We start from the raw sequence: 14495 nt of genomic DNA, 5'->3' as shown, positions 1-14495 counted from the left end.
TTTAATCAGCATACCGTATTAATTGTACCGGACCTTGCAAACCAGTAGGCGCAAAGTCATTGTAGTGTTTGGTCCACTCTTTCGTTTGCGCATTATTTAAGGATTTGCAATAGTTGGCCAATACCGTAGTATAGTGCACTTCAATTTCGTTTTCTCCATTTTTAAGGAAATCGGAAATAGGGTAAATCGCTTTTCCATACCATTGTTTCCCTACCTTTTTTCCATTGATATACAATTCTGTTATTCCTCCATTAACTTCTCCAAGGTCGATATGTGTAAAGTTGTCAGAATTGGTGATTGTTGTTTTATAAGTGATTACTCCGGCAAAAGATTTTTGAGACTGATCTTTTGACTGACTAAAGTCTATTAGCTTTTCCATTTCCCAGTGCATTGTTTTACCGTCTATGTGTATGCTCTCAACTTTCCAGTTGCCTTTAAGGGTTTCAGCTTCGGCTATTATTGTAGCCTTGGGCTTAGGCATTTCTTCTGGTTTGTCATTTTCAAAAACTATAAGTAAGGACTGAAGAGGTGCTAAGTTGATTGATAATTCATTTGGTTTTGAAGCGTAATAAAAGGGCTTTCTTTCGCCCGTTTCAGGATTCCATACATAGGGGTGTTTTCCTTTTACCGAAAACTTTGTCTCAAAACGGGTGCTCTCAAAACGGTGAATATTGGTGAAGAAATAAATATCTTTCTCGCTGGTAGTTTGGTGTATTTGATAGACTTTACTACTTGGTTCACTGATGTGAACATCAGGGGCAAGCCCTGATTTAGTGAGAAAAGAATAAGTCCATTTTCTTAAATCATTGAGTGATTGTGGAGCATCCGTATGAATGAATGATTGTGGGTATTTTGAAAGAGCTTCGTTAAGCGTAGTGTTGACAAGCTGATCGTTCTTTTTATAATTACCAAAGCCCAATGATTTTGATGGCAATTGGTCAACAACAATCACTTTTCCACCATTTTCAACATATTTTTTAATCGCCATGGCGGCTTTGGAGCTTATGGATTTCATGCTGGCTAACACCAGTAATTTGTACTGCATTGCGCCATAAGCTATGGTTCCATTTTCAAGCTTGGCATTTTCAAGAATGCCCTGATTAATGTATTCGCAGGAATAACCCAATTGACTTATCGGCTCCCATAGCTTATAGAGGTAGTTTGGTTTATTATGAAAACTACTTCGTATCAGCCCCTCGTCGCCCCAAATATCAGCTGTTGGCCCTATAACGGCAATGCTTTTCTGAGGTTTTGAATTTTGAAATACATAGGATAAACGAGCGTTATAGTCCACCCAATGATGAAGGTGCTGCCACCACGTATTGCGTTCGCTAAAAAAAGTACCATACCTTATCCATCCCGGGAATTCAACATCTAAAGGCGAGTAATTAAAGCCGTGTAATATGGTATGGTTAATCCCCGTGATAAAGTTCATATCATCATGCTGCTTTATTTCTTCCAAAGTGGTCTTGAAAACCCCCTTTGTATTGGTCATAGCTTCGCACGAGATGATTTTCTTACCTGTTAAATGACCTCCTGCAGCTGCATACATGTTCCACGTCATATAACCGTGTCCTTGATGCCACTGCCATTCATCGCCTTTCATTTCAGCCGAGTATATCCAGTTGTTGCTTTCAGGAATATCGGGAATCATATAACCATCCAACATGCCCATTAAAAACGGAGTGCCATAAGCTTGATACCTACACAGCAATTTTTCTTCCTTACAAAAATTTTGAAAGGTTTGTGTGAAATTTTTCAAAAAGGTCTTTACCAATAAGTTGTTATAATCGTAACGCACACGCTTTAATTGGTCTTTAAACCCTGAGGTAAACTGCTGCTCATATTGTTCTGCCAGATACCCTTTTCTATGACTATAAAACACAAAAGGAAGCCACTCATCTAAAGAATAGCCATAGGTTTCAAAAAATAACTGTGCCATACCATCGGTCCAATTAGCACCCGAAATCTCAATACTATCACAAAACAAAGCCCGCAAAAGCTCACTTAAAGGAATGCCTGTTTTCTCGGAAATTTTTTTCAATCGCGACAAATAGGCTATGGTCACGTCTTTTTTGTAATGATCCATCACAGGGCCGGCACCACCTGGAGCACCCAGGTACACCTTATTAAAATTCTGCTCCAACACGCCATAGCTCAAACGATAGTTCCCTGTCTTATTAATTTTGTAGATAAGTTTACCCTTTTGCTTTAGCTGACCGAGTAAATCAATCGTTTCACTAACGGTACTGCATTGCTCCGGTACCAGGTGGAGATAATACAACGTATGGTGCGTACTCTTGGAATTATGCATATTTTGCTCTTCATATAGCCTTGAAATAAGCATTTGCTCATCGATATTGATTGTAGCTCCTTCTGTAAATGTGAGGCTATGATTGAGCATACGCTGAGAGGTTTCGTCCTTTTCCAGAAACTCACCTCCAAAAGGCCAACCCGTGCCTACAATCAAGTCGGCAATCATACCTAAGTCTTTGGTTTTCTGACAGGCATGTACCAGCATCTCTATCCATTCATCACTCATCCATACCAATGCCTTGTCTCCATTATCTAGTGCATGATTTGGCATGGCAATAGGATTTATTTCCACACCACCGAAACCAACTTCTTTCAACAACTCTAATTCACGGTCCAACTCATCGGTATTTACCTTGTTGCCGTTCCACCACCAACGCACAAAAGGACGCGCCTCTGCAGGTGGATTTTGGAATCCAAGATAAAGCTCCTGAGACTCGTTCCTCTTTTGGCTTTGCATACAATCTATACATAAGAAAGTCAAAATACCAATTAAACATAACCTTATAGTTGAATTTTGCATATTTAGCCGTTTTATATTAATTGTTTTTTATCAATGAAAAATTAGATACAAAGGAATAAGTACCTGGAACAACAGTTAATATAAATGACTGCTCTGTTTTTTCTATCCTCCTTACAGCTTCACTGTCATTAATATTCTGTCCATTAATGGTTAAGTCTTTTTGTGTATCGCCAGGCACAACCAATTTGGCAGTAGTATTTGGCGGAATTGATACCTCAAGCCTAAATTTTTTGTTCTCTAATTTCCAGCTAGAGCTAATCAAACCATAAGGACTATCATAAGCAGCAGAAGCCGACGTCAATGGTCCACCAGGCACAGGCGCTATTTCAATTTCTTTGTAGGCAACCTTTATTGGCTTAATACCAGCAATACGTTCGTACATCCAGCGACCAATAGCGCCATAGGCATAATGATTAAATGAGTTCATACCGTCTTTATGAAAACCATCTTTTAACGTGTAGCTATCCCAACGTTCCCACATGGTAGTAGCTCCTTGATTAATGGAATAAAACCAAGAAGGATAAGTTTCCTTAAAGAGAATGTCGTACATTAAATCGTATTCACCTGCTTTGTCGAGCACCAAAGGAAGAATAGGTGTCCCTAAAAACCCAGTGCGTAAGTGGTTATCGCACTCAGCTATCAGGCGTTTTAGATGGTCCATTGCTTTTGCGGCCAAAGAATCTGACAAAAGGTCAAATTCCAAAGCCACTAAATAATGTGTTTGCGTTTCAACCTTATGATTTGCCCGTCCATCGGCATTAAACCAACGTTTTTCAAAAGCAGTCTTGATAGAATCGTGCAATATGGCATAGTGCTCAGCATCTTGAATTTTGCCTAACACATGAGCGCTTTTCGACAAGAGATCAACACTGTTAGCATAATAAGCCATCATTATAAATTCTTTTGGCACATCACCTGCAGCACGCCCATTTTTAGTAAGAGGTTGTAACCAGTCGCCAAAAGAACTAATAGCAGGAATATGTTCAACTGCCTGAGAAGTACAATAGTTAACCCATTTTTCCATGGCATCATAGTTTTCTACTAATACATCAATATCACCTGTTCTGAAATACAGTTCCCAAGGAATAATTACAATGGCATCTCCCCAACCCGACGAGTGTCTTTTACCCAAATTATTGGGAACTACCCAAGGAATTCCTCCGTCTTCGAATTGCTCGTAACGAACACTTTGTAACCAACCAGCCCAGAAGGCATACATGTTATTATGATACATGGATGTTGGAGCAATGATTTGGGCATCACCTGTCCAGCCCAAACGCTCGTCGCGTTGAGGACAATCCGTAGGAATATCTAAAAAATTCCCTTTTAATCCCCAACTAATATTGCTTTGTAGTTGGTTCAATTTATCATGGGATGATGTAAAAGTCCCATTCTCCTCGAAATTAGAATACTGTACGCAAGATTTTACCCAACTTTTTTCTGGTTTTGCTCCTTTTGCATAACCACTTAGCTCAACATATTGATAACCGTGAAAAGTAAAAGTGGGCTTGTATTCAATAGTTCCATCTGTCGCTGCTATATAGTAATCGGTAGATTTGGCCGTTCGATAATTAGCAGTATACATTGTACTATCACGATCAAGCATTTCAGCGAATCGGATTTTTAACGTATCGCCTTTTTTCATGGGTACTTTCACCACCGGCACGCCAACGTTGTTTTGTCCCATATTAAAAATGGCAACATTCTCTTGGGGTTGATGCATACTTTTTACATCCAAGATTTCTCTATCCTTAACGGTTTCAAATCGTTTTGGAAGCAATAATACAGCATTATCAATAGCTGAAGTTTGTACTTTGAGCCATTTGGTTTCAGGGTATCCATTTTTATACCAGTTACCCAATTCGAAGTTGGCATCGTACGTTTCTCCGTCATAAATTTTTGCAATTCGAATGGGACCATCTTGAGTTACTTTCCAGTTTTCATCTGAAACGATTACTGTTTTTCCCGATTTATGCTCTACTTCAAGTTGGCACAATAAAGCAGGTGTATTTATTTGCTTCTTTTTACCACCTCTCAAATAAATTTTACCAGCATACCATCCTTCGGCAACTACAAAACCAATAGTATTTGTTCCCTTTTTCAATAGGTCTGTAACATCATAAGTAAGAGTTGGAATGTATTTTCGATAAGGCACCCAACCCGGAGGCATGATATCGGTACCTACTTTTTTTCCATTGATATAAGCTTCGTAAATTCCTTTGGCAGTGATATACAAACGTGCATTTTTAATTGCCTTGTCAATTTTAATTTCCTTTCGGATGTATTGTGGATGGAATAAAAGAGATTCTTTATCATCTTTCTCAACTAATTGATCATGTGGTATGCTTATCCATTTCCCTAACCAGTCGGCATTTTTTAAAAGACCAAGTTCAAAATGGGCAACTTCACTCCAAGCTGATTTAGTACCTTTTTCGTCCCAAAATTGCACCTGCCAATACACTTTTTGTCTTGATGTCAATTCAGAACCTCCATATTTTACATATAAAGTTTGATTTGATTTTACCTTACCTGAATCCCAAATGTCAGGTTTATTAGAGAGTAAATCTGGACTACTAGCTGCAACAATTCTGTATGCTGTTTGCAACTGTACACCTTGAGGTAATTTCCAAGAAAAAGAAGGGGTAGCATCATAAAAACCTATTGGATTTTTAAACTGCTCGCTTACTATTAATTCTAAAGGCTTTGTCGTGACTTGTGCTTGCACATTCATAAATTGACCAATCATGAATGTTAGTAGCAATAAATTGCCAATGATTTTTTTCATTAAATAACTTTTCTATTTGAATTTAATATAAAATTTAATTTTTAAGGTTTGAGACAAACTAGAAATGAAACATTAAAAAAATCTCATTAAAAAAGATTTTATTCTTATTTATCACTATCACTACCATCCCATTGATAGTTCCATTTTTTCATATATTCTTCACCAGGCAAAAATTGATCTCCTTGTTTATCAAGTATAGCTTTCAGTTTAACTTCTAAATCAGCTTGGATAGTTTTGTATCCTTCTTTACCTATTACATTATTCAATTGGTAGGGATCTTTTAAATTGTCATACAATAACCAAGGGCCATTAAGATCCTTTACATAAGTGTATTTTTCGGTTTTAACACCTCTGTACTCTCGACCACCATTTTTATATTTCCATTGATGAAAAGGAACCGGGCAAGTAATTAAAGCTGCATCCACATCCAATTCTTGTGTACCTAATAATTGACCTGTATAATTAAGTCCTTCTACCGATTCCGGAATAGGTAAATTAGACATTCCCAACAATGTTGGCATTATATCTGGAAATGAAAACATTTTGGTCATTTGTGTACCTGCTTTTAATTTAGCAGGATATTTAAGTAAAAAAGGTACACAAATAGATTCATCCCATGGCTTTTGCTTATTTACTTGTGAATGAGAGTAAATCATATCACCATGGTCTGAAGTGAAAACAAAAATAGTATTTTCTTCAAGCCCTAAATTTTTAATTTCTTTTTGTAATTCGGCAATACAATCATCAAGTGCAGTGATGTGTGCATAATACCCCTTTAAATCTTCTTTTGCTTTTTCGGCTTTGTCACTTGGAACATTAGGACGTAATTTTATATCCATATCTTTATACATATCCTGGTATTTTTTAGGAGCTGTGTTGTATGGAGAATGAGGTGCACCATAACCTACAAACAAAAGAAAAGGATTCTCTTTATTCGACTTTATGTAATTGACAGCTTCTTTTGTTTGAGCAATAGCATCATATCCTTCCCATTTATGTTTTACGTTGTCTTTATCAAAATACACAGAATTATTGTAATCATGAGAGCTTTCGCTTACTTTCCAAAAATCAAAACCTTGTCGGCGATCTGCCGGGGTAGGTAATGCTCTCCCTTGAAAATTTGTCATTCCTGGGGGATGACCATTGATATGCCATTTACCAATATAAGCTGTGGCATATCCGTTTTCTTTAAATACTTCAGCAATACAATATTCATCAGTTCCCAAAGGCTTATCATTGTAAAAAAGTCCATGGCTAAGAGGGTATTTCCCTGTCATTAAAGAAGCTCGTGCTGGGGTACAAACAGGGAGATTTGAAATTGCATTTGTAAATACTACAGCCTCTTTAGACAATGCATCAATTGCGGGTGTAATAACCTGCTGGTTTCCAGCATACCCAACATCTTGTGCTCTCCATTGATCGGTTAAAATAAATACTACATTGGGGGCTTTATTGGGTTGATTTAATTGTTGATTTGATTTGCAGGATACTATTAAAAGTACCCCCACGAGTACTAAAACATTTCTCATTATAATCTTTTTAAACTTCTATTATTTAATTGTTTCAATAATAATTGGTCCCAACAAACCTGATGATTGTATGTCACTATCAGGCTTAATGTCATCAGTAACTAACCAAGTATATTTTTCATCATCAGACCGTTGTTTGTCTCTTATGAGTTGATTTCGCCACAAGTTCACCACCTCAATCTCTAATCTATTCTCTCCTTTTTTCAAAGCATTTGTTACATTTAGTCGATAAGGTGCCATCCAAACACCACCCATATCTTTTCCGTTCAATTTGACTTTTGCCATTACCGAAACTTGTCCTAAATTAAGGTACACATCTTGATTTTTGGGCAGTTTATCTATTTGAAAAGTTGTTGTATAGTTTGCTGTTCCTGAATAATATTTAATTTGTTCATCGGTTGAATTTGCCCAATCTATTAGCTCATTAAAAGCAACAGGCTTTTGTGGTGCAATATCTTTGTTTTTGAAATCGACTTCAAAAGGACCATTAACAGTACTTATTTTTGCAAAGGCTGGAAAATTGGTTGAATACAGCTGTTTTTTGTCAACATTTCTATCCTCTTTTGTAAAGACTACAAACCAACTTTGAGTGGCTTCCATTTTTAAAGGTACTTTTATTCCTGTTGGTGTTAATTCATAGTTGGCTAACGCCCTAACTTCGCCGCTTACGGCATCCCATAAATGTGGCTTTAGTTTTTTATTCACGCGAAAAACAGGAGACAGCTCAATGTTTTTATCACTTTGATTACTGATGAAGTAAACATCCATATCAGGCATCGTTCGATGAATCCACAGAACTGGAGCATCAGCAGAAAGTTCGAAATCTTTTGACAGATTAATAGTCTCGAATACTTCTGACAATTCATAACCATCCATCACTTTTCCTTTTCCATATTGCAGGGTCATTTTTCCTTGATTGTAGGTTCCACTCCATAATTTGCTAGCCAATGCTTTTACTTGTTCATCACAGGCTGGGTAGTTTTGTAAGCTAGGAGATTTTTGAGGTTTTGGACCTAAAACAACGCCCCCTTGTTGTACCAACTCCTCGATTTTTTTCAATAATTCAGGTCGCATGGTGGTGAATGGAGGTAACACCATCACTTTGTATGACATCCCATCGGGTAATACAAATCGGCCATCTTGAACCGTTAATCGATTCATAATCACCTCTGCATTAATGTAATCATAAGAATACCCTTGAGGGATTTCTGGATTACGAACACCAGTCATTACAGGAGCATCTTCACCAATATAATAGCAAACATCGGCTACATATTTACCTTGTTGTAATAAATGCTGGCAACGACGCAGATAATCAAAATAGGTATCGGCCTGACCAAACCAAGTATTATGACGGTTGAACTCGGTACCAAACCAGGCATTCATTCCAGGTTTGCGATTATCATCAGGTTGCTGAATATACAGGTGCAATACGAAATGATTAATCCCTTCTGTAAGTGCCCAATCACCGCGTTTTTTAAGCATGGCAGGATGACGTAGGAAGGCTTTTCGGGAGGAAGTAAAAGCCTCTGCCGAAGTTATAGGTTTACCATACGTATGTGAGGTTGAAGAAGATGCCTTGCACTCAATATTACCGAGAGTGCCTTCGTTCCAAAATTCACCTCCTATCAAATCCGACTGTCCGCCATACATCATAAACTCACCCGGGAATCCCCAGTGACCGTAATTTTCTAACCAAACTTTAAGGTTGTGCTTGTTACTGGCTTTGCGTAATCCACCCACGTATTCATAAGCAACATCATCTGCAATAGAACGTCGCAAATCCCACAAGAAACGTTCAGATAGCTCTACACTACCCACAATTCTACCAGAAAGAACAGGTAAGAATGGCACAGGATCGTAGCCATATTTTTCTTTGAATTTAAGTTCATAACCGTCTGTCCAGTTTTGAGCCCCTTGTTCGTAACTATCTGCCACTACATATTTAAAAGCTGATTGGCTTTCTTTAGGAATTCTTTTTATCAACTCGCCAACAAAATTATCGAAGTGGTACTCTGCTAAAGAGCTGCTCATTTTATCAATTTCGTAACCAACACCTTGTGGCGCTGCTGGAGCGTTTTTAGTACCTGTAGGTGTCATTCCCATTCGCATAATAGTCCAATCTCCTGCAGGTGCGTCCCAATTTAACACTCCATTTTTATCGAGTTTATCGTTTAGAGTAATCAATGCATCGGGATTAATACATAAACTTTTATCTTTCAGTGCTTCTTGTTGTCCATAGATATACGAATCCCATTGAATACCGGGAGTGGAGTTCATTTTTGCTAATTGTTTCTCAATATATTTATCTAATACAGGTGCTTCAGAAATAGTAATTTCAGCAAAACCATATCCATCGCTTTTGGTTCTAAAATCAGTACATTTTAATAAAAACTTTTGTCCTTTTACATCTGGTAAATCAGTAGCATAAGCGCCCGTTTTAATGAATGCCACATTGGGTTCTATTTTAAAACGGTCAAAAGTAAATTCTTTTACAATTTTCTCCTTGCCATCAACCACAACAAGTAGCGTCATATTACATTTGAAAGCTTTACTTGGTGTAATGGCGATAGAACGTGCCGTTATTGACTCGGAAAGTTCAAAATTAATTTCTAAAGAAGCTCCTTTCTTGGGTTCAAAGTTGGTACCTTCTTCTATATTCCCATCGGTTAAAACATTTACGTTAATATCGCTCCAATTGGTAGTTACTTTGGTGGGAATGAACTGTGTACTTCTTTTTTCGACCTCCGAAGATTTGAATGCAAAGGTGTGCGTATCTTGAAATTCATTTTTCGGTTTCTCAAGTTGTATGCTAAGTTTTTTTCCACCCGAAACTTTGGTTTCGCTATACGTAAGATAACGCATCGATTTAGTATAATCGACCCAAGGACCACCACTTTGACTCCATCCGGGACAGTTAAAAACACCAATATCTACCCCAATACGCTTGCCCTCGACCACAGCATGTACCATGTGCGACCACCAATTTTCACTAAGCATGGGTACTTTTCCGTCTTTATGAGCTGGATTAATATTTCCAATGAGAGCACCACCAATACCTGCTTTTTTCATGGCTTCCAAATCCTTGGTGATACCGTCTTTTGATATATCATCATTAATCCAATACCAATAACACCAAATAGTATTGTCATTGGCAGGTTTGGTAAAATTAGATTTTAGTTGTTGAAAGTTTTGTTTGCTCATTTGGCTCCAAGTTTTAGAGGAACTCAGTAAAACAAGCATAAACAAAACACTTAAATAACAGCTAACTATTCTTTTTAAATTCATTTCTTATTCTATTTAATGTCAAAAAAAGTATAAAATTTATTTACGATATACCTCTTTCCTATTCCGTTATGGTAATAGGGACTTGCACTAGTTCATTTATAATTTTATTATTTAGTTTTAAAACTCCAAACAGGTCCTATGGTTGTAACTCCCTTATTATCTTTTACATTTACTCTAAAATAATAAGTAGTTGCAGCAGTTAAAAAGCCCGTAGTAAAAGTAGTAGCTGACTGATTTTCTGAAACTTTTACAAGTGGTGGATTAACGGTATCAAAATAAACATCATGAGTTAATGAATCATTATCTGGATCTGAGGACTTCCAACTTAAAGTGGTAGCAAAACCTGGGATTTCCGAATTCATTGTGGGTAACACTAAAGTTGGCGCTAACGGTGCACGGTTTACAATAGCTTCACCTTCTATTTGAAATTGCGCCACATTTGAATAAGCACTTTCTGCAGATTTATTATCTATTGCTTTTACACGCCAATAGAATAATTTGCCTTTGGTAAGGTTTACATTTCTTGACGTTGAAGTTATTGTTTCGTTAATAAATAAAGGCGAAAACGTATTGTTTTCGGCTATTTCTAATTTATATCGTAAAGCGCCTTGTTCCGGATCTGTAGATGCTACCCATTCAAAAACCACATTATTATCAATACAAAGTGTATTATTTAAAGGATACACTTGCATTGGTGTAGAAGGTGCCATATTTTCTGGTTCTGGCTCAAAACCATCATCGGAACCTCCTCCACAAGACAGTACTACACCTAAAACTATTATTATATATATATATTTCATATTTATTGTTTTACAACTTTAATTATTACGCCTTGCATGTCTGGTACTTTAACAAAATAAACACCTTGTGTTTTGTTTGTAACGTCTATAAGCACTTTGCCGCCAATTACTTCATACTCCTTATTTGATACTAACTGCGAATAGATGTTATATATTTCTACATTAACAAACTTTTTATCCGTAGGAATATAGATATCGAATATACCTTTTGTTGGATTTGGATAAGCTTTAACAGCATCCAACATATTTATTTTTTCCGATAATAAACCCTGACATACTACAGCACTTTTAACTTCTAAATTATCACCATGAGCTATATCAACTTCAAAATGAGTATCATTTGTAGTCAGGACTAATTCGCCATTTCTAGTTAGCGTAAATGGTGCATTACCTTGATCAATATCTACAGTCGCTTTATTTTTCACAACAGATATTTTTCCTGTTAATGATTTTGCTGCATCAACAGTTAATTCATAGCATTGCTCAAAACTTCCGCCGTTTTTTGTTACACATAAATTATATACTCCTGGTGTTAGGTTTTCAATTGTTAGCATGCCATTAAAATCATAATTAACCCCATTTAATGTGGCTTTATGACCTTCATTTCCTATAACTTCTACAATAATTTTACCATTTCCCTTGTTTAAACAAGTTTCACTTAAGGTTTGTACTGTAATGGGACTTGTTCCTATTGCTATATAATCAGGGTAAATTCCATCAAATTCTACTACTTTAAATCCTTTATTAGAACCATCTGCGACAAGTTCTTCGCCTTGAAAACTTAAGCTTTTCCCATCACCTATATATAAGCTAAGCTGTGTTTTCCCACCAATTTCTCTTTTTCGAATCAAAGCAAATCGACCTTCAAATTTTATTTTTGAAAGCGGATTATCATATACAGATGTTGCATTCTCTTGCGAAATTATAAAATCAATAATTTTAGCACCTCCAACTTCAGATGTTACTTGAGCACCAACAACTTTATCACCATCAAAAATATTAATAACATTTTTTACCGAAGAAATTGCATTATTTGAAGGCTCAAATATGTTAATAAAAGGTCTGTCCCAAGCTTCACCTTGTTGACGTACTGCTATGACTTGAGTTTTCTTATTAACATAACCATTAATGGCTTCTCGTGTTGGCGGTGCAAGCGCTTTAGTATATTCACGATCTACACCACCAGGTATTAACATGTGCATGTAACGGTTGTTTTGATTTAAATCAAAACGCACATTAACATTTGCATTTGTTGATGGCGTTACTTGTGTGTTTTCAAAAAACTTCCAACCTGGAGAACCAACAGGATCCCCAATATCAGTATTATAACGTTGGGTGCTCGTAAAAGAAAACGTTTGATTATCTGAATGCGTGATTTGCGTATTATCACCTAAATTATGATAAATATAGTCATGAAAATTGTTTGCTGTTAACGATTTAGAGCGAAAAACATCAAAATAATACGCCGTTGTTGGGCTTGTTCTTATGGTGCTTAAAGTACGTTGTTGATCACAATTATTAACTCTATCTGGTAAAAATTGGGTTGCGAAACTAATATCTTTACTTATTGGATCTTCCAGATGACTTGGTTCTGCTGCAATGTTTACAGTGGTATTCTGCCAAAGATAGGAATCGCTACTCCATGCGCCAGTTTGAGTTCCACGTGATGAACCGTTCACAATCACCGTGTTATTACCAGCATATAAACGAAAATAATCGGTATGCACAGGTAACTTTCTTTCGGCGACTGTTATAGGCATACCACCATTTGCCGCCATGATATATCCAGCACCGTATAATTCCATGCTAATTCCTGTAGCATGAGAATGCACATAATGAGCGCCACCAATGATTCCGCATAAGCCATACTCATTATTGTTTACTTCTACATAATTACGTTGTAAAGCAACGCCCGCATGCTTAACAATAACTGTTGGTTTATAATCAATAACTTCGGTAATACCAGCAGGTATTTGATGCCCCCAAAATAGTTCAAGACCAAAATAATTTTCAAAAACACCGTTAGATAAGGTTGGATTATAACCGCCATCTGCCTTATAATTCTGATTTAATGCAATTTCAGTTTGCTGTTTTAGTTCTGAAAGATTTCTGCGTGTTGCAATATCCAAGGCATATTGAAAACTTGTAGTGGTTGCATCATTATCTCGCTTAGAGTCTCCAAAACGCACAAAACGCCTATTGGGATGTCTTAAATTAGTGAATAAAAAGTTTCCATTAAATATATTTATATTATTTACAGTAATATTAAGCTCTGGTTTAATACGATCAACTAAATTCAATATTAAAGAAATGTTTGGCATAAAACTATAACTTACTGATTCTGGCCAAATCCCTTGTTCTCCAAACATGGGTAATATGGTTCTTGTAAATGAGTTTTGACGACCTGTTCCTTTATTCCAAAACACATCAAACAAGCGTTCCCTATCGGTATCATCATCAATCATAAGAATTGAAAACAGGGAGCCTGGAGCCGTTAACACCGGATGATTACTTATTAGTTTACCAATTCTATTATCGCTACCCTTATATTCTGCTAATGTATTTTCCGCAATGTTTTTTATTGCTTTTTGCGCTTTTACATGGTCGTAATCCACATAAGTACCTGTTGTTCTACTATAAACCTTAGTTCCTGTCTTTTTTAAAAAGTCGAAAACAAAATCGTAAGCTATGGCTAAATGTGGATAGGTGGATCGTGGATCATAAAAATAATTACCTCCTATCGCCGTGTTTTGTGGAGTTCTTATTGCTAATTCATCAAAATAATGAGCAAGAATATCGGCAGCAAATTGTGCATACCGCTCATCTTCTGTAATAAAATAAAGCATTCCTGAAAAGGAAGCTCTTTGCAGCATTTTGGAATGTTCAGCGTTCTTTGCTGAAGCGGCTGATTCAGAGAGCTCATCATTTTCTGCAAGGTCTGATAAACCTGAAAAAACAGCACTAGGATTGGTTTGATGCGATGCCATACTAGCATCCACATTATTTCGTAATTGTGTTACAATGCTTTGCGCCCAACTGTTATTGTTAATTTTAGTTAATAGTTCTGTTCTTTCTGCATCTGTTGTACATATTATTGGATGTTCTAGTGATTGTGAAAATCCTTGGATGGTTACTAACAACAAAAACAGCGTTGAGAGTATATTTTTTTTTGTTTTTTTCATAGCATTAATTTTCTCATGTATAATTTCATCATTCTATTTGTAGTTTTTAAACCGCCTAAAATCGCTAGTTTATCA

Annotated in this window: 6 protein-coding genes; all 6 read right to left on the bottom strand. The window is 36.6% G+C overall.

Features of this window, described 5'->3' with window-relative positions:
• Nucleotide 1: 1 nt before the first annotated feature.
• Complete coding sequence (locus tag ACNH59_RS10570) at nucleotides 2-2836, bottom strand: glycosyl hydrolase (RefSeq protein WP_418262512.1); 2835 nt, start codon at nucleotides 2834-2836, stop codon at nucleotides 2-4.
• A 16-nt stretch (nucleotides 2837-2852) separates the two neighbouring features.
• The gene (locus tag ACNH59_RS10565) at nucleotides 2853-5621 is read right to left on the bottom strand and encodes a family 78 glycoside hydrolase catalytic domain (protein ID WP_418262511.1); all 2769 of its coding nucleotides are present in this window, start codon (nucleotides 5619-5621) and stop codon (nucleotides 2853-2855) included.
• Between the two features lie 104 nt (nucleotides 5622-5725).
• Nucleotides 5726-7150, bottom strand: a complete 1425-nt coding sequence (locus tag ACNH59_RS10560) for a sulfatase (protein ID WP_418262510.1) — start codon at nucleotides 7148-7150, stop codon at nucleotides 5726-5728.
• A 21-nt stretch (nucleotides 7151-7171) separates the two neighbouring features.
• The gene (locus tag ACNH59_RS10555; protein ID WP_418262509.1) at nucleotides 7172-10354 is read right to left on the bottom strand and encodes a glycosyl hydrolase; all 3183 of its coding nucleotides are present in this window, start codon (nucleotides 10352-10354) and stop codon (nucleotides 7172-7174) included.
• A 191-nt stretch (nucleotides 10355-10545) separates the two neighbouring features.
• A complete protein-coding gene (locus ACNH59_RS10550) occupies nucleotides 10546-11238 on the bottom strand; it encodes a hypothetical protein (protein WP_418262508.1) in 693 nt (230 codons plus the stop codon).
• Between the two features lie 2 nt (nucleotides 11239-11240).
• A complete protein-coding gene (locus tag ACNH59_RS10545) occupies nucleotides 11241-14420 on the bottom strand; it encodes a T9SS type A sorting domain-containing protein (protein ID WP_418262507.1) in 3180 nt (1059 codons plus the stop codon).
• Nucleotides 14421-14495: the final 75 nt, after the last annotated feature.

Source organism: Flavobacterium faecale, assembly GCF_048320115.1.
Taxonomy (GTDB): domain Bacteria; phylum Bacteroidota; class Bacteroidia; order Flavobacteriales; family Flavobacteriaceae; genus Flavobacterium; species Flavobacterium faecale_A.
The sequence above is the reverse complement of the archived record's forward strand: the minus strand, read 5'-3'. Positions and strand labels throughout refer to the sequence as shown.